The organism is Rickettsia endosymbiont of Oedothorax gibbosus, assembly GCF_936269705.1.
Lineage (GTDB): Bacteria > Pseudomonadota > Alphaproteobacteria > Rickettsiales > Rickettsiaceae > Tisiphia.
The window spans coordinates 574,104-592,091 of sequence record NZ_OW370493.1; the positions used below are offsets into that span (position 1 = coordinate 574,104).

Genomic DNA, 17,988 nt, shown 5'->3' on the forward strand with positions numbered 1-17,988 from the left:
TGTTAACAAGTAATAATTAGATTGTCAATCGTTAATAAATCAATAGAAATTTGTCATACAAAAACTCATAAACTATTATTCTACCCTTCTATTAGATAATTTGGAGAACAGAAACACTCTAAACATAAAGTTTATTCTACTAACATGATATAATTCATAATATTTGTACCTCCAAATTTATTAGATATTTTTTATGGTTAGTGAAATCATGTTATTATAGTGATTATTATTAACATGATTTCACAAGCTTATAAGTTATTAGTCATATTGTTAATCATATCTACGCTCTTTGGTTAAAGGTAATTTTACTGGTACTTGTAAAGTAAAGGTTGTACTCTTACCTTGTTGGCTGCTAATCTCAATTTTACCATTTAGATCGGCAATAAATTGTTTGACTAAGCTCAAACCTAATCCTAATTTTAAATTTGATTCTGAGCTTGAGTTAGATTCCAATTTCTCACCAGTATCTTTGCTAGTCGAGCTAGTAAAGCTAGAACTATCAAGACTATTTAATTGTTCATAAATATATTGTTGCTTTTCTTCAGACATGCCAATACCTGTATCATGAACAACGAATTGTAAAACATCTTTAGCTTTCTGAGCTTCTGCAGATTCTACACCACTAGACTCTTTATTATTTTGTAATAGTACGGTACATGCAGGAAAAAAATCGCTGTTTAAGAAAACATGACCTTTTTCAGTGAAATTAATAGCATTACTAACTAACTGAGTTAATATTGCCTCAATTCGATAACTATCACCAATGGTATCTGGAATATCAACAAAACTCTTTGCCAGCCTTATGCCTTTATATTTCGAGGTTAGTTTTAGCCTATTAATAACTCTGCTTACTAATTTTTCATGGTTGAATTTCTTAGAAATTATTGGTACTGATACTATGTTTGTGGTAGACATTAAGCTTGAATAACACTCAACAAAATCTAGCATATTTGTCGAGTAATCAATTAGTTCTTTAGTACAATCAGCAATATCGGCTATAGACAACTTTTTAACGTTATTGTTCTCTATTTCAAGGAGTGTTAGAGCAAGTGCAAAAATGCTAGTACACGGAGTTTTTATGCTAAGAGCTGTATTTGTTATAAAGTCTTTATGGAGTAAATTAGCTAATTTTAGTTTTTTCTTGGTTTGTTGTAGCTCAACAATAATATCACTATTGATATTATTTGTTTCATTGTTAGTTCCAGGGATGTTGTCACTGGTAACATTTTTATTTATATTTTTTTCATTGGAAATTTTGTTTTGTTGTTGATTTTTATCATCGGTAGTCATACAATCAATTCCTATTGTTCGTTGAGAAAATAGAAGCACGAGGTTAGATTTAAAAATTTTGTAGTTCTTGTTTCTAACCTCGTCGCTTGATATCGCACCATACGCTATCCTTTTTAGACATACCTTGATTATTTCCTAGAGTACAGCGGTTTTTTAGCCTATTAGTAATTTTTTTTAAAAATTTTTAGAATAGTGTTAATCTAGAGACAGTGGATAAAATTATTATTAGTTGGTAGCTAAATGGCTTATAAGTAAGCCATAAATTAGCTGCTTAACATAGCAAATCATTCTGTAAGCCTTATAATATAAGGCTTACAGTGTGTAAATACTGCGTTTCTGATCTAAAGCAAATATTACCTATATTTGTATCAGGTTTTTTTACCACTCAACAAAGCTAATTGTATATCAAAAGCAAGGGGGTGTTTCATTGGTTATGACTTTTAAACGACCATGTTACCAATATATTGACGATTCTTGTAGTATTCTTGTGATATTTATGATACAATAAATGAGCTATTTATTAGTTGAGCTGTTAGTTCAATTATTAATATTAAGTCTTACTTAAATACTTATAATCATGACTACTACCAAAAACAAACCGTTACACGTCAATTCGGGATAAGGATATTGTGAACATGTAGATTAAAATCAAATTTTGTTGAAGGTTTATTTTTCTTTAATGAGTAAGCAACAAGAGTAGATAATATATGGACAAAGGCATTTATTGGTGATCTATGTCTAGTATGTTCAAGGTTCATTTTATTTTTTAGATAATCAAAAACTGTTTCAATTAAGTTACGCTTTCGAAGTAAGATTTTTTCTTTCAAATCCATTAATTTATTTTCCATATTCTTCTTAATTCCATGAATCATTTTTAAGCCTCTTTCATATAAATTTAAGAACAAATTTTGCTTAATATAACCTTTATCAGCTGCTATAATTCCAGTTAATCTTTTTGTTAACTCCGGTACTGGAACCCTATCATCTACATTGCCTTTGGTCACTTTTAATGCCATAAACTCCCCTTTATTATTGATTATTACATGTAATTTAAAACCATAAAAATACCCCATAGAGGATTTACTATGTTTGGCTAATCCTTTAAAAACTTTATTGCTATAACGCCTTTTATTGTGACAAGCTTTAATCGTTGTAGAGTCAATAAAATAAATACCTGTTTCCTCACCAAACAACAAATGAATCAACATATTTAGCGGTATGAATAATCGTGCCATTAATTCAACAAATCTATTATAACTCAAGGCTTTGGGAAAATCATCCTTATGCATGCACTCTATATAACTTTTATAGAAAAATTTAAAATTCTTAGCATAGGATGTATGAAACATAATTATTATTGTTAACATTTCACTTAGACTCATGCTACAACAGCGATTTCTTTGCTTATTTGATGGTAATAACTTTCTCTGTTCATACTCCAAATAAATTTTACAAAAATCATCTATAAAACTATATAATTCTGTGATATCTTTTTTCATGCCTGTAGTTTGTTTTTTTGTTTAAAAATATAAATACTGCAGGCACTCCTTTTTGACAATCCTTTTATCTATTACTATTTCATCTATATCTTATCCCGAACTGACGTGAAATAGAAAAACAAGGGTGGAGTTGGGTGTGTCGGGTACGACAAGGAAAAGATTTAAAATTAGCTAAGAATGAGGATTGGATATCAGTTGAAAATTTCATGCCATCAATTGGTTCAAAAACGATGGAATGTGGTACGATTCTGCTAACCAAAGCTCATAAATATTCCTGCAGAATGGTTACAACTTGCTAGCCTGAATATTGCATGAAAGAATAGAGACAAAACCCTTGTAATACTATATAATATCAGTGTTAAAAGAAGATTACATAGAGGGTTTTGCCATGACAAATTGTACAGGATTAATTTACCAATCGAAAGTAAAAAATCGTCAAATAGAAATAAATTTCACAGGAGGTAATATTAGTAGCGATGGAGGTGTATTATTGCTAAGAGAAGCAGATAAAAGACTTGGTCTAACTAATGAACTGGCTAAGATTTTTCCTGATAAGCGAGATTCTGATAAAATTACTCATACTATTTTAACAATGCTCAAACAGCGTATTTATGGTATTGCTCTTGGTTATGAAGATTTAAATGATCACGATAATTTAAGAAAATGTCCAGCTTTGCAAACAAGTATAGACACACTGGACGATATGGCTAGTAGCTCTACTTTATGCCGTTTAGAAAATAAAGCAGATCGTGGATTTGCTCTTAAAGCTCATAAGGTGATGATTGACAAGTTTGTCGAATCTCATAAAACCGTGCCGAAACAATTAATACTTGATTTTGATGCCACTGATGATGAAATTTATGGCAATCAAGAGGGGAAGTTTTATCATGGATATTATCGTCATAATTGCTTTCTACCTTTATATGTTTTTTGTGGAAAAAAGCTGTTAGTAAGCAATCTTCGCAGCTCAAAGCTAGATCAAGCAAAGCATAGCTGGGCAATATTATCTCTATTAGTCAAGCGTTTTCGTCAATCGTGGCCTGAAGTAGAGATTATTTTTCGTGGTGATGGTGGATTTTGTCGTCATCAGATGCTGGATTGGTGTGATGAAAATAATGTAAAATATATAGTCGGAATAGCCCAAAATACTAGACTCAACAAGCTGCTTGAGCCATTGATGCAACAATCTAACGAAGCCTTCACAATTAGCAAAGAGAAGCAACGCTTTTTTAGTGAATTTAAATATAAAGCTGATAGCTGGAGTCGTCATCGTAAGATAGTTGGTAAATCAGAAGTAACTAGCCTTGGTGAGAATCTAACACCATAGTACCCTACAATTTTTGTAAAGATGGTATTAGGATAGAAAAAAGTTTTTGTTTGGGAGGTATTAATAATGTGGATATTAGCTGCGTTATGGCTGTTGTAGATTGATAAAAAGCATTTTTGATATGATCAAAGCCATAGGTAAATAATGAAAACAATTGTCTTTCAATGGTTTTGTACCGTTTTATTCGGATGGGATTTAAGGCATTTTGTATTATTCCATTTTTGACTATTAAAGCTGAAGCAATAGCAGTTATCACTAATAATTTTTCAAATCTATCCAATTTTACAATGTGACTTTTTTCAATATCAAAACCACCGCTTTTTAGGTGCAAAAATAGTCGTTCAACACTCCAACGAAATTTATATAAAGCAAAAATATCTTGCTCTATTTCAATTGAAGACACCAGAACCATCAGCTCGCTCTTATCATTTCTATATGCGGTAAAATTAACCTTTCTATTCCATAATATACCACTACAAGCCCTATACTCTAAGGCTTTAACATCACTAAATATTCTTTCAATGGTTAAAGTTCTTAAACCTTTTGTAAGACGAATTTTATGATCCATTTTTAATGGAATAACAAACTTTAGATGGTTATTTATCAGAAAGTCTAACCATTCTTTATTCATAAATTCTCTATCAGCAAGCAAATATTTTATTCTTTCAACGCCAAAATTATTAATAAATTTCTGTAAAAATTCCTTCATAAATTCTGCAGAACACCCGCCACCATGCGACAAAGTCTTCCAGAATATTGGCACCGATATTTTACCAATTACCATTACTAAAAATAAAATATTAATATCGGATTTACCAAATTTCCAACTTGTCCTATCCATTGCTACGACATAATTTTTTGAAGCAAAAAAGCTTAATAGCAAATAGCCAACCTTCATATAATCAAAATTAAAATCTTTTAAAAAACGATAAATTCTATGAGTTTTTGACGTCGCTTTAGCATCACCTAAAATACCAAGTGCTAAACCTTTTTGATAAATTGAGCTGCCCGTCAGCAAACTAATTACCATACCAACCAAATATTTTAATCTTGATTTATTTCCGTCTATATATAAAATCAATTCTTGAAGTATTATATTATGCATTTTGTTATAAAAATACCTACCTTATACTACTTCACACCACTCTAAATCAACCATTCTTCTTCATCTTCTCAAAATTGTAGGGTACTATATATAGGACTCTCAGAGATTATTACTATTATAGTAATGTTTCACTTGAGTCACTACCGTACCTTTAAAGATTTTTATTTATGCTGCCTATGTCAAAGTTATAGAAAGGAATTTCCAAAACTTGTGAGCTATAGTCGTTTTGTTCAGTTAATGCCAATGAGCTTCATGCCCATGGTATTACTGCTAAAAAGCCTATCAGGAAAACAAACTGGTCAATATTATATCGACTCTACTAAACTTCCTGCTTGCCATAATTTAAGAATTAATAGACATAAAGTATTCAAAGACATAGCAAAAAGAGGTAAGACTTCCACTGGGTGGTTCTTTGGTTGTAAGCTACATATTGTCATTAACAGTTGCGGAGAGATTATGAGTTTTTCTTTAACTCCAGGAAATGTTGATGATAGAGCAGTGGTAGAAAATTTAGTAGATAAATTACAAGGCTGGCTTTTTGGTGATCGTGGGTATATCAGTAAAAAACTCACTCAATCCCTTGCTAATCAAGCTTTAGAACTAATAACAAAAATTAAAAGTAATATGAAAGAAAGAATAATAGATCCTATTAAAAAGCGGTTTTTAAATAAAAGGTATATTATTGAAACCATTAACGATCAACTAAAAAACCTTTGTCATATAGACCATACAAGCCATAGATCTGTTATGAATTTTCAAACTAACGTATTAGCTGGACTGCTTGCCTATGTTTTTAAGCCTAATAAAATTTCTGTAGCTTTTGGAAAATTAAACAATCTCAACCTTCCTCTTACATCAAACTGAGGTTATAGTAGGAAGAATTGGGAAATTTGCTATTAATTCTCAAAATGACCATCTTTCATTTCTCTCCAAGCTTCAAGAATCTCTTTTAACACCTCTTTATTTGTTTCAATTTCGTGGTCATCAAAATCACTCAATGATTTTATTAAGTCCTCAAGATCTTTTAGTGTTAATTCAGATATATCTTCATCTGGATAATTTTCTTCTAAACTCATAGCAATTTCGTCAACATCATTCCAATGCATTATTTTCCCCTATATTATTTTTATAGCCAATTACTATTACCATTTAATCAACTCTACCAATAAATAATATATTAGTGCATGTTTATAATAGTATATTATTAAAGAGGGTGAGATTATTATACAACTAATATGCTGTTTTGCTTTGAAGAATTGACCTTGCTTGTTTTTTAGTTTAAACTGACAGCCATTGGATATTATAGTTAATTAGAGGTACATATGTCATTAGCAAAGGAAGGAGAAAATAATGTAGTGTTATTTAATATTGGCGGTAGCCATGAAAGCCAAGAAATTCAGCATAGTACCAATATGTCTAAAATTAGCTCAGCAATATCAACTATTGAGCTTAAACCCCACATGCAAGATGGTAAACTAGATAAGGAAAATATAGTAAGTGAAATATTTGATAAAGCTGAGAATCTAGGAAAAACACCCATACTTAATATACAATTTAATTCAAATATGGAAAAACCGTTATTTGATGAAGATGATTTAACGAATTTAAAAAACTTAGGGGTCAAGGTTTGTTTAACCTTTAGCAATTATAACTCACAAGCTCAAAATCTACAATCTAGTTGGCAACCTCTTCTTACCGGGGTCAATCATGTGTTTTTTGCCAATGATAATGACCAAATTAGGGCTGTGGCTGAAAAGCATGTAGCAAAAGAAAAAACTTCGCACATCCAATCTATGCCAGTTAGCAATTTAATAGAGTCAGAGATTCTAAACAGACCTCCTAATATATTATTGTCAGGGGGATTACCTAATAAAGAGAGATTAACTGAGGTAGTAAAAGCAGCAAAAGACTTAGGTAATACTAGGGTAATTATAGCCAGCAATCCTTCATCTATCGATGATGTAGCTAATATTATTGCAAACAAATTTGATATCATTAACGAAGATCAACAATTAGGTATTAAGTTAGAAGTTGAAGAAATTTTAAAAGATAAAGTTGGTGGAGCTAAAAAACTGGAAAATTATATATCACAATTATCTCAACAATTCCAAAAAGATATTGGTAGAACAGAAATAAATCCTATTGATATATATTTTGACCTATCTGAGCCGCAAAAACTTCAGAATCTTGCCAAGCAAGCTAAATATACTGTACCGCTTCAACAGGGATACACCATTGAAAATTTCACTAATGGTTGCATCCCATTAGGTCAAGGTCAGGGAAGAAGTTCTGATATTACTGCTGAAGTTAAACAAAGGGAAGCTGTTCCTGGCATTAACAGCGTAACTGTTCATGATATGCAAGAAAATCTAAATGAATATAAACCAGAGAATGTCCTTAAGAGAGTTATCAATGCTTTTAAACAAATGGCAAATGAAGGGAGAAAAGCTATACCGATACCAACAAAACAAAACAAGGTAGAATCCTCTCAGGAAAATAATCTAACAAAAGAGAATTATTGGTATAATGATTTGGATATATCCAATTTACTAAAAGCCTCATTAAACGAAAATGTTTCTATCCAACCAGCTGTATCCCTAGCTTTTGATCAGTATAACAATGAAATATTACGACATGTTATGCTTGAAGCTATAGCATCAGTAAATAATAGTGGAAAAGACTCTGCTGTTATGCCAATTAATACGGGACATGAACACTGGGTTAGTTTAGCAATTACTAAGGATAAGGATGATAAAACAGTATTTACCTATAATGATCCTATGGGAACGGAGATAGAGCAAAGATCAAAGTTAGTAGAGGTGATTAAAGAAATTTGCCCTGATAATGCTAAAATCGTTGATTTAAAGACTAAACAACAAGAAAACGATAAAGATTGTGGACCTTTCATTGTAGATAATTTAATTAAAATGGCAAAAGGCAAGAAGATTCTTACTACTGAACAATCTCAAGATATGGGAGCAAAATTACGTGAGGGGCAAGCAGAAACAATAAACATCGAAAAAATCAAGCAAAAAGCTCGTAGTATGAGAGAAATAATTGGTAGCACATCTACAACTCTTTCCACTACATCTTGTCGTCCTTCTACATCTCTTGCTATTAAAAGCAATAGCCGCCCTAGAGGGAATAGTATATAGTCAACTGATGAGAAGTTGGTGACGTTGTCGCTCAATGCTCGCCTATTACTTATAGGCATTGCTCCATCGCATAAGCGTCAGTTTAAGAAAACAATAATTGAGAACCCGTCATTGCGAGCCACCGTAGGTGGCGTGGCAATCCATTTCTATAGTCAATTCAGGAGAATTTGAGGCTAGGAGCGATGGAGCGACGCCTATAAGTAATAGGCAAGCATTGAGCGACAACGTCCCCAACTTCTCATCAATTGACTATAATCACTTTTCTGGATTGCTGTTGACCTTACGGTCTCCTCGCAATGACGGTTTCTCAATTATTGTTTTCTTAAACTGACGCTTATGTACTCCATCGCTTCTGCTACCCAATTCTCCTGAATTGACTATAATACTTCATATTGGTAGTTCCTCCTAAGAAAATTTATTGTTTTTAGGGAATCCACTAGGAGGAATCTTGCCAACAGAGCCTCGTCGTCCACGAAATGGTAAAAGATCTTTCTCTACCCTAGTCTTTTCTCCTATTTTCCAGCTTAATCCTAAACTACTATCAAATATCTTAACATCCATCAGTTTGGCTTCTTTAAATTTTTGCAGAATTACGCCTTGTCCTCGTTTCATTATTGGTACTTCATTGAGATTAAATACTAATAATTTCCGGTTCTCACCTATACAAGCAAGACAATCACCATCTACCGGTAAGCAAGTAATACAATAATGATTTTCAGGAACTTGCATAATTTGCCTACCAAGTTTAGTTTGGGCTACTACTTCATCTGAATCAATAATAAATCCTTTGCCAATACTACTGGCTAGTAAAAGTTTTTGAGCGGGCTGATAAACAAACATACTCACTATTTCTTCATTACCAATATCTATAATCAGCTTTATCGATTCTCCATTGCCTTTCCCTCTAAATATATTATCACCGAGAATAGTGAAAAAACGCCCCGATGCACTAAATATAAGGATTTTGTCAGTAGTATAAGCCTCAAGAATAAAATTTTCTGCATCGCCTTCTTTGTATTTTACAGTTGATAAATCATTATTATGACCTTTCAAAGAACGAATCCATCCCATTTTGGAACATATTATGGTGATAGGTTCTTTGGTTATGAAGGCTGAAATATCAACAATCTGAGCGACAATATTAGCCTCTTCAAAACTAGTTCGACGCATGCCTAATTTAGTAGTAAAACCAAACTTTGTTTGCACCATTTTTACTTCTTTCTTAACTATTTTCTTTAATTCATTCGGATCCTGTAAAATTTTCTGCAGATTTGCATGTTCTTTTTCCAGCGAAGTATGTTCGTTAATAATTTCTTGTTCTTCCAATTTTCTTAAAGACCTTAACCTTGTATTGAGAATTGCTTCAACTTGCAGATCAGTTAAACTAAATTTAGTGATCATTATTTGTTTAGCTTCATCTTCTTCACGAATAATTTTGATTATTTCATCCAAGTTTAGGTAAGCTATTCTTAAACCTTTAAGAATTTCCAATCTATGTTCAATTTTGCCAATAAGAAATTTGGATCTACGAGTAATAATATTTTGTCGGTGTAATAAAAATTCCTGCAATATTTCCAGTATATTAGCTACTTTAGGAATATTATTTGAACCTATAACATTCATATTAAGCTGGATTCTATTTTCTAGAACAGTTAATTTGAATAATGACTCCATAATTACATTAGGGTCACAATTACGATCTCTAGGTTCAATAATTAACCTTATATCTTCTGTCGATTCGTCCCTGATATTACCGATCAAAGGAATTTTTTTGTCTTTTAACAAACCAGCTACTTGTTCGATAAGTTTAGATTTTTGTACTTGATAAGGTATTTCAGTAATTACTATCTGATATAAACCATAACTTAAATCCTCTTTGACCCATCTTGCCCTTACTCTAAAACTACCACGTCCTATACTATAGGCTTGGTGGATAGAATCGATTCTATCCACAATTATGCCCCCTGTTGGAAAGTCAGGACCTTTGACAAACTGCAAAATATCGTTGACCTTTGATTCAGGATGGTCAATTAAATATAGTAGTGCATCACATAATTCATGTAAATTATGTGGGGGGATACTGGTTGCCATACCAACTGCTATACCTTCTGAGCCATTAGCCAATAAATTAGGAAACATAGCAGGCATAATTACTGGCTCAGTATCTGAATCATCATAGGTAGCACGAAAATCAACAGTATCTTGCTCTATATCTGACATTAATAAGGTACAAATTTCTGTCATTCTTGATTCTGTATAACGCATAGCTGCTGCATTATCGCCATCAATAGAACCAAAATTTCCCTGCCCATCAATTAATGGATATCTGAGAGAAAAACTTTGGGCAAGACGTACCAATGTATCATAGACTGCACCATCACCATGCGGATGATATTTACCGATTACATCACCGACAACTCTTGCACATTTCTTATAGCCTGAGGCTGGTTCTAACCTTAATTGCAGCATAGCATATAATAATCTACGATGGACTGGTTTCAACCCATCACGAACGTCAGGCAAGGATCTTGACATAATTGTTGATAGAGCATAAGAGAGATAACGCTCTGATAGTGCATTACCAAAATCTATATGTTCTATTTTAGCATCATTGGTCATAAAAAACTTTTTCTTATATTTATTTCCGATAGCCTCCTAGGCTCTGTGAACAAAATTTTAATTGTTTAGATTTTGAGTATTTTTAAGCGAAAATTAATAAGATTTTTGCCGGAATAGTTAGTTCTATTTCAAAAAAATCTTATAATTTGCAGCTAAAAAGAGTCGAAATCTAGTAATTTAAATTTTGTTCACAGAGCCTAGGAACGATGGAGCAACGCCTATAAGTAATAGGCGAGCATTGAACGACGACGTTCCCAACTTCTCATCAATTGACTATAATACCCTAAATATATACTCACACTAATACAAAAATAGTATTAAATAGTAAAAATTATACTTTTTATTTTAATGGTTCTATTGTTACTCCCCGTTTCGGTGCATAAGAGTCAGTTTAAGAAAACAATAATTGAGAAACCGTCATTGCGAGCTGATGTATCCCCACGAAATTAAGCACGACAAAGCTCCGTCTTTATAATAGATGCCAGGGGTTCTACCAATGGTTTTATGGCATGCAAATAATTAAATTCAATAATAAATTTCCCAAGGGTAAAATACGAATAAATCTTTTTATCTTTTACTGTGTTAGGTTGGAAAATTCTTTGCATACCTTGGCTATAGCCTACCACACCTATAACCCAATATGTTATAATAACAATGGCAGATAGTAACATTAAAACTCCCCATCTATTCACATCTAAAGTTCGAATATATCTTCCAGCAAGACCAAATTGATGACTTTTTATCACTCGAAACGTCTCCTCTATTTGCATACGTTTGCTATATAACCTCACTATTTCCGCTCCCTTATATTCATCAGAACTTAAGTTAGTTACCAATATCCAAGGTTCTTTTGCAGCTTTGTTATATGAACCATTTGCTGTTTTACTGCTAGTACGATTCCTGCTAACCTTCTGCACTCGACCCTTAGGGACTTTGCAAGTTGTAACCATTCTGCAGGAATATTTATGAGCTTTGGTTAGCAGAATCGTACCACATTCCATCGTTTTTGAACCAATTGATGGCATGAAATTTTCAACTGATATCCAATCCTCATTCTTAGCTAATTTTAAATCTTTTCCTTGTCGTACCCGACACACCCAACTCCACCCTTGTTTTTCTATTTCCTTAAACCATTCAATATGAAAGCCAGCGTCCATAATCACAATAACCCTTTTTCCATCAGGTATTATACTCTTTAATTTATTTAGAAATTCTACCGTTCTGCCCTTTAATTCACCTTCTTCAAACACATCTTGATACAAAGGTAAACTCATCCCTCTTGTACAAAATTGAGCACTTAGCATTTGTACCATGCGATCATCTTTAAGATAACATAAATCAATCACAACACTGTCATCATTAGAATGCTTGATAAACTCAAATATGAAATATGATAAAGCACTATAGAGATTATCAACCTCGTTATATAAATGTTTGTTACCTATACATCTATCAACTTTTTTTATTTTATGTTTTACTTTACTATCACCACTCAAGTTCCTGCCAATTGCACTCAAAGACAAATTCTGACTATATCGCAAGCCTTCTGCAACATCAAGTAACGCATTTAAACGATTGTTATGTATAAAAGGACAATGTTCTTTTATTACTTCATTTAATACTGTTTTTACATCCATAACCTACTATCTCCATCATCATTAAATAATGAAGATATTCTATCAATTCTTGCTATTTTGCAACAATTTCGTGGGGATACATCAGATTGCGAGGAGACCGTAAGGTCAACGAAGCAAGCCAGAAAAGTGATTAGAAATGGATTGCTACGCCACCTACGGTGGCTCGCTAATAGACGACTTTTCTACTTTATTTTCTTAAACTGATGCCTATGCGTCGCTCTTAGCCCCAAATTCTCCTGAATTGACGATAGCAACAACGGGTATATGATCAGAAGGTTTAACTTTAGCTCGTAAATTATAATACATGTAGCAATTATCTAAATAATCTGCAACATTGCTCGAGGCAAGTATCATATCAATACGCATACCTTTATTTTGCTCAAAACAACCTGCTCTATAATCCCACCAAGAAAATTCTTGTTTAGTAGGGTTTGATAATCTATATAAATCTTCAAACCCAGAATTTAAAATAATTCTCAATCGTTGTTTTTCTTCATTAGTAAAACAAGTAGTATTTTGTAACTCCTTTGCTGAGTATACATCAATATCAAAAGGAGCAATGTTAAAATCTCCTCCAATTATTATCTTAGTATCAAGAGATTTCTTAGCTTGTAAATAATTAGTTAAATCGTCATAAAATCTTAATTTCATTTCAAATTTATCACTACCTACCAATGAACCGTTAGGGGCATATAATGAAGTAATGCTACAAAAACCTATTGGGGTTTGTACAGTGATTTCTATCAGTCGTGCTTGATCTAGACAATTAATGGTAGGGAAGTCTTTTATTACTTCATCAGCTGGAAATTTTGATAAAATAGCAACGCCATTATAGGATTTTTGACCATGCACATAGAAGTTATATGCCAAATCCGATAGCTCATCAAAAGGAAATTTTTCAGTCCCACACTTTATTTCTTGTAGTAAAACAATGTCGGGATCTACTTCTGTTAAAAAATCACGTAAATGTTGTAGTCTCATTCTTATCGAATTAATATTCCAAGTCGCTATTTTCATTGAAGATTCTTCATTTAGATTTTGTTCACAGTGTCCAACAAGATTAATTTTATAGTCTGGTACTTTTTATGTTTTCAAGAGCTTTTTTTATTATCATATTCAATCCACTTCTTGTATAGGCAGAAACTACAAAAATTTCTTCACTAGTAATTTTTTGTAATTCGGTAATTTTCTCCTGAACTTCTTCCGCTGACAAAACGTCGCACTTATTTAAACAGATTATTTCTGTCTTATTTTTTAATAAGTTTGAATATGATTCAAGCTCATTCCTAATAGTTTGATAATCAGCCAACAAATTATCACTTGTTGCTGATATCAGATGAATCAATAAATTACACCTCTCAATATGTTTTAGGAACTTATCACCAAGCCCATGTCCCAAATGGGCTCCTTCTATTAAACCTGGGATATCAGCTATCACAAATTCTTCATCATCCACATAAACAACCCCAAGATTTGGGCTTAGTGTAGTAAATGGATAATCAGCAATTTTAGGCTTTGCTGATGTTGTTGCTGCAAGAAAAGTTGACTTTCCTGCATTAGGTAAACCTATAAGACCAACATCTGAAAGTAGTTTGAGCTGTAAATTTACCCACATTTCTTCTCCTACGATACCTTCAGTTCTACGTCGCGGAGCTTGATTGATGGATGACTTAAAATGGCTATTACCAAGCCCTCTTCTTCCACCCTTAATTATTTCAAAAATTTGTTCATCTGCAGTAAAATCATATAGCAGAATATCATTATGTTCAGTAAATATTTGCGTTCCAACTGGTACTTGTAAGAGTAAAGCTGGTTTAGATTTACCAGTTCGGTTTGACCCTTTACCATTTTCACCATTATCTGCTTTAAAATGTAGTTTATACCTAAAATTTACTAAAGTATTAAGGTGAGAATTGCTCTTGAAAATAATGCTACCACCACGACCACCATCTCCACCGTCAGGTCCTCCCATATCAATATATTTCTCTCGATGGAAACTAACTGCTCCATCACCACCATTACCCGCTTTTAAATATATTTTAGCTTCATCAATAAAATTCATAATTTATTATTTTACGTTATTAAGAGTTGAGTATCATACTCTACATTTTTTACTATTTTCTTATGATCAATAATTTACTATGTGGAAAAATAATAGCATTTCTGGAAGACGATACTATGTAGTGTAATGTCAAGCCACCAAGGTTAGAGTGAAACTATAGTCAATTGATGAGAAGTTGGTGACGTCGTCGCTCAATGCTCGCCTATTACTTATAGGCATCGCTCCATCGCTCCTAGCCCCAAATTCTCCTGAATTGACTATAGTTTCACTCTAACCTCAGGGGCTTTCCGAAAAACAAAAAACAGACTCTAACTCTATGCCTTCCTTGATTAAAAATCAATAAAAAACTACTTAATATACAATAAAAAATACCAATAACACAATCAGTGACAACACTGATGAAACTAATAACATAATTGAGGTATAGTCAATTGATGAGAAGTTGGTGACGTTGTCACTCGTCGCTCGCCTATTACTTATAGGCGTCGCTCCATCGCTCCTAGCATCAACTTCTCCTGAATTAACTATAGGAGCGATGGAACACATAAGCGTCAGTTTAAGAAAACAATAATTGAAAAACCGTCATTGCGAGGAGGTCGCCAGACCGACGAAGCAATCCTTTCTATTCACTTTTTCTTGGATTGCCGCGTCGCCGCTTTTAGCTGCTCCTCGCAATGATGGCTTGAGGACATATTTATGTTCATACAATCTTTAGTTGTAATTTTCTAACTTTCAACAGTTGTGCCTAAGAGACCTGAGCTATTTGATATTCTAGTGCCACTTCCTTACCGCGAAACGCTATAGCAATTTTGATGATTTTCTGAACATGGGAGTATTCTTTTATTTTAGCCTCATATTGTTTTTTTGCTATTTGATCTAGCCCTTCTTTGGCAACAGATTCTAAAATATCAGCAGACTTGCATATTTTATATTCAATAATAATGGCATTGTCTTGCTTTCCAGCTCTAGGTATCAACATAATATCAGCCCTACTGCTACCAGTCTCTCTTTCGCTGTCTATTATGTAGTCGGAAGCTAAAGTATTAATCAAACCTAGCATAAAACCACTATAAAATAGCTCGGCTTTTTTCTCGCCAGTTTGGTAAAAACTAGTAGCATTGAGTAATAATTCTTGCAATCTTTCTTTAAATTGTTCTATTTTACCTGCCGGCAGCAAAGTAGCAAAAGAATAATATCGAGAGTGATCGATTTGTAACTGATCAGTTACCCATTGGAGCATTCTGGCATTATATATATATCGTACCTCTTTATTTGGTACCGACAATTCGTAAATATCTTCTTCTGGTTTTTTAGCAACAGGGTTTAAATAACCGCTAAATAACAACAAGCTAAATAATCCTACTGGTTTGTTGATATCAGCAAAACTAATTTGTTTGACAATCGGTGAGATAATAGCCTTTCCGGCAGCTAAGCTCTGTAAATCTTCCTGCATTCCATCTGACAATAATGCTTTATCAACAAGACCCGTCCCCCCACTATCAAGCCAATAATGGTCAAGCTTGCCTTTATGAGCCAAACATTGCATAATCGACCATGGATTATAGATGATCTCCCCACCAAAATTATAACCATTATACCAAGCTTTAATTTGTTCAGGATTAGTTGCTGTTGGCACTTTAGTTAATAACTCATCAACTTCTGCTTGAGTAAAACCATAGAACTTAGAATATTTTTCATCAAGCAAGCTATACTCACTAACATTATTCAAATCCGAAAATAAATTAGCTTTAGCAACTCGTAATATGCCGGTTATTACCCCTTTCTCTAAATAAGGATTAGTTTTTAAACTACTGCCAAACATTCCGCGAAACATTTCAAGTACCTGTTCAAACTCTTCTGGCTTGTTACCAAATTTAATATACGAACTATTGATCGGCGTATCGTATTCATCGATCAATATGTAAACTTTTTGACCAAAATGTTTGTACAGTACTTCACTCAAAACCCGTAAACTATCTTTTAAATCGTTCTTCTCAAGTTTCCCATCAAAATATCTCCTTAGTTTTTCTTTTTGGGCATTATTTAATAGTCCTGTATCTTCTGTTACATGATGATTTAAGTAATGATGTAAGGTGGTCCCCTTTGTCTAGACAAAAATTTAGATAAATAGAGATATAATTCACAAAAATTAAATTGTTGTTTTTATACAATATTTTTTTCAAAATATACACATTCTGGAGTTTTATAATCCAAAGCTTGATGCATCCTTTGTCTATTATAAAAGTCCATATATTCGTTAATTGCTGTCTTTGCCTCCTTTACTGTTGTTAAAATAATCCGATAAATTTTTTCCTGTTTTAATGATCGCCAAAAACGTTCAATAAAAATATTATCTAAGGCTCGTCCCTTACCATCCATACTAATCAAGATATTATGTAGCTTTAGCATACTAATAAAATTCTCCGAGGTAAATTGTACTCCTTGATCAGTATTAAATATTTTTGGCATACCATATTTTTCTATAGCGTCTTCAAGGGCTGTTACACAAAATTCACTTTCCAAACTAATGGAGATTCGCCAACTTAGAATATAACGACTATACCAGTCAATAATAGCTACTAAATATACGAACCCTTGGCTCAGTCTTATATACGTTATATCTGCACTCCAAACCTGGTTTGGCAATACTATTTCTAATCCTTTTAGTAAATAAGGATATATTTTATGCGCTTGATTCCTCTTGCTTAAATTTATTTTAGGATAAACAGCTTCAAGACCCATTATCTTGTAGTAACGTCTAACAGCTTTACTACCTACCGAAAAACCTTGGGCTTGTAAATATTTAGCCATCCGCCGCATACCATAATATGGATGCATAGTATAGGTCTCATCAATTATTGCCATAATCTTGATATCTTGTTCACTAATACCAGTAGGTTGATAGTAATAGGTTGACCTGCTAATATCCAATAACTTACACTGTTGTACAATTGTTAACTTATTATGATTAGGCTCTATCATATTACACCTAACCTTTAATTCCAAACAATGCAGATTTTTTTTTGAGCCAGTCACACTCAACGCTTAACTGACCAATTTGCTCATATAGATTCTTGATTAACCCCTGCTGATTTGGATCAGCACTCTGTGTTTTATTCTTAAAACCTTGTACTAACAACTCAAGACCTTGTTTTTTCCAGTTACTGATCTGTGTTGCATGAACACCATACTTACTGGTTATCTGGGCTATTGTTAGCTCTCCCTTAATTGCTTCTATGACAATTTTGGCTTTCTCCTCAGCACTATATTGCCTTACTTGTTTTTTCATCTCTA

The 17,988-nt window shown here is 32.9% G+C and carries 14 protein-coding genes and 2 pseudogenes; 3 read left to right on the plus strand and 13 right to left on the minus strand.

Annotation, left to right across the window (positions count from 1 at the left end; all coding sequences use genetic code 11):
• Positions 1 to 270: 270 nt before the first annotated feature.
• Together NBW66_RS03220 and NBW66_RS03225 are read right to left on the minus strand one after the other, a co-directional pair.
• Entirely contained in the window at positions 271 to 1,290 is a 1,020-nt protein-coding gene (locus tag NBW66_RS03220) for a sensor histidine kinase (RefSeq protein ID WP_250311732.1), read from the minus strand.
• Positions 1,291 to 1,898: 608 nt separating this feature from the next.
• Complete coding sequence (locus NBW66_RS03225; RefSeq protein ID WP_250310582.1) at positions 1,899 to 2,789, minus strand: IS982 family transposase; 891 nt, start codon at positions 2,787 to 2,789, stop codon at positions 1,899 to 1,901.
• Between the two features lie 355 nt (positions 2,790 to 3,144).
• On the opposite strand from NBW66_RS03225, the gene NBW66_RS03230 reads away from it, so the two are divergent.
• Positions 3,145 to 4,116 carry an IS1380 family transposase gene (locus NBW66_RS03230; RefSeq protein WP_250311733.1) on the plus strand — a complete coding sequence of 324 codons (972 nt, stop codon included), beginning with the start codon at positions 3,145 to 3,147 and terminating at the stop codon, positions 4,114 to 4,116.
• 4 nt (positions 4,117 to 4,120) lie between these two features.
• On the opposite strand, the gene NBW66_RS03235 is transcribed toward NBW66_RS03230, so the two are convergent.
• A complete protein-coding gene (locus NBW66_RS03235) occupies positions 4,121 to 5,221 on the minus strand; it encodes a transposase (protein ID WP_250310912.1) in 1,101 nt (366 codons plus the stop codon).
• A gap of 81 nt (positions 5,222 to 5,302) precedes the next feature.
• Here NBW66_RS03235 and NBW66_RS03240 point away from each other — a divergent pair.
• Positions 5,303 to 6,085: pseudogene (locus tag NBW66_RS03240) on the plus strand (IS982 family transposase); the annotation flags it as partial.
• A 32-nt stretch (positions 6,086 to 6,117) separates the two neighbouring features.
• Here NBW66_RS03240 and iscX read toward each other — a convergent pair.
• Positions 6,118 to 6,327, minus strand: coding sequence for a Fe-S cluster assembly protein IscX (iscX, locus tag NBW66_RS03245; RefSeq protein WP_250311735.1), 210 nt, complete (start codon positions 6,325 to 6,327; stop codon positions 6,118 to 6,120).
• A gap of 216 nt (positions 6,328 to 6,543) precedes the next feature.
• Here iscX and NBW66_RS03250 point away from each other — a divergent pair, with 216 nt between their 5' ends.
• Positions 6,544 to 8,376 (plus strand): Ulp1 family isopeptidase, encoded by a 1,833-nt coding sequence (locus NBW66_RS03250; RefSeq protein ID WP_250311736.1) that lies wholly within the window; start codon positions 6,544 to 6,546, stop codon positions 8,374 to 8,376.
• A 405-nt stretch (positions 8,377 to 8,781) separates the two neighbouring features.
• Here NBW66_RS03250 and parC read toward each other — a convergent pair whose 3' ends face one another.
• The 9 genes and pseudogenes from parC to NBW66_RS03295 form a co-directional block, all read right to left on the minus strand.
• A complete protein-coding gene (parC, locus tag NBW66_RS03255) occupies positions 8,782 to 10,995 on the minus strand; it encodes a DNA topoisomerase IV subunit A (RefSeq protein ID WP_250311737.1) in 2,214 nt (737 codons plus the stop codon).
• Positions 10,996 to 11,441: 446 nt separating this feature from the next.
• Entirely contained in the window at positions 11,442 to 12,632 is a 1,191-nt protein-coding gene (locus tag NBW66_RS03260) for an IS4 family transposase (RefSeq protein WP_250311083.1), read from the minus strand.
• A 207-nt stretch (positions 12,633 to 12,839) separates the two neighbouring features.
• A complete protein-coding gene (gene xth, locus NBW66_RS03265; RefSeq protein WP_250311738.1) occupies positions 12,840 to 13,649 on the minus strand; it encodes an exodeoxyribonuclease III in 810 nt (269 codons plus the stop codon).
• A 49-nt stretch (positions 13,650 to 13,698) separates the two neighbouring features.
• The gene (cgtA, locus tag NBW66_RS03270; protein WP_250311739.1) at positions 13,699 to 14,694 is read right to left on the minus strand and encodes an Obg family GTPase CgtA; all 996 of its coding nucleotides are present in this window, start codon (positions 14,692 to 14,694) and stop codon (positions 13,699 to 13,701) included.
• Positions 14,695 to 15,045: 351 nt separating this feature from the next.
• The gene (locus NBW66_RS03275) at positions 15,046 to 15,240 is read right to left on the minus strand and encodes a palindromic element RPE2 domain-containing protein (protein WP_250311740.1); all 195 of its coding nucleotides are present in this window, start codon (positions 15,238 to 15,240) and stop codon (positions 15,046 to 15,048) included.
• A 199-nt stretch (positions 15,241 to 15,439) separates the two neighbouring features.
• On the minus strand, positions 15,440 to 16,240 hold the full coding sequence (locus NBW66_RS14775) for a PD-(D/E)XK nuclease domain-containing protein (protein WP_348539309.1): 801 nt from the start codon (positions 16,238 to 16,240) through the stop codon (positions 15,440 to 15,442).
• 201 nt (positions 16,241 to 16,441) lie between these two features.
• Positions 16,442 to 16,729 (minus strand): annotated as a pseudogene (locus NBW66_RS15195) (AAA family ATPase); the annotation flags it as partial.
• Positions 16,730 to 16,857: 128 nt separating this feature from the next.
• Positions 16,858 to 17,676, minus strand: a complete 819-nt coding sequence (locus NBW66_RS03290; RefSeq protein WP_250310969.1) for an IS3 family transposase — start codon at positions 17,674 to 17,676, stop codon at positions 16,858 to 16,860.
• 7 nt (positions 17,677 to 17,683) lie between these two features.
• Complete coding sequence (locus NBW66_RS03295; RefSeq protein ID WP_094649795.1) at positions 17,684 to 17,983, minus strand: transposase; 300 nt, start codon at positions 17,981 to 17,983, stop codon at positions 17,684 to 17,686.
• Positions 17,984 to 17,988 lie beyond the last annotated feature (5 nt).

Excerpts from the sequence above, each read along its gene's own strand:
- xth (WP_250311738.1), bottom strand. The coding sequence starts at position 13,649 with ATGAAAATAGCGACTTGGAATATTAATTCGATAAGAATGAGACTACAA.
- NBW66_RS03260 (WP_250311083.1), bottom strand. The coding sequence starts at position 12,632 with ATGGATGTAAAAACAGTATTAAATGAAGTAATAAAAGAACATTGTCCT.
- parC (WP_250311737.1), bottom strand. The coding sequence starts at position 10,995 with ATGACCAATGATGCTAAAATAGAACATATAGATTTTGGTAATGCACTA.
- NBW66_RS14775 (WP_348539309.1), bottom strand. The coding sequence starts at position 16,240 with ATGCAATGTTTGGCTCATAAAGGCAAGCTTGACCATTATTGGCTTGAT.
- NBW66_RS03225 (WP_250310582.1), bottom strand. The coding sequence starts at position 2,789 with ATGAAAAAAGATATCACAGAATTATATAGTTTTATAGATGATTTTTGT.
- NBW66_RS03290 (WP_250310969.1), bottom strand. The coding sequence starts at position 17,676 with ATGATAGAGCCTAATCATAATAAGTTAACAATTGTACAACAGTGTAAG.
- NBW66_RS03275 (WP_250311740.1), bottom strand. The coding sequence starts at position 15,240 with ATGTGTTCCATCGCTCCTATAGTTAATTCAGGAGAAGTTGATGCTAGG.
- NBW66_RS03295 (WP_094649795.1), bottom strand. The coding sequence starts at position 17,983 with ATGAAAAAACAAGTAAGGCAATATAGTGCTGAGGAGAAAGCCAAAATT.
- NBW66_RS03220 (WP_250311732.1), bottom strand. The coding sequence starts at position 1,290 with ATGACTACCGATGATAAAAATCAACAACAAAACAAAATTTCCAATGAA.
- NBW66_RS03235 (WP_250310912.1), bottom strand. The coding sequence starts at position 5,221 with ATGCATAATATAATACTTCAAGAATTGATTTTATATATAGACGGAAAT.
- cgtA (WP_250311739.1), bottom strand. The coding sequence starts at position 14,694 with ATGAATTTTATTGATGAAGCTAAAATATATTTAAAAGCGGGTAATGGT.
- iscX (WP_250311735.1), bottom strand. The coding sequence starts at position 6,327 with ATGCATTGGAATGATGTTGACGAAATTGCTATGAGTTTAGAAGAAAAT.
- NBW66_RS03250 (WP_250311736.1), top strand. The coding sequence starts at position 6,544 with ATGTCATTAGCAAAGGAAGGAGAAAATAATGTAGTGTTATTTAATATT.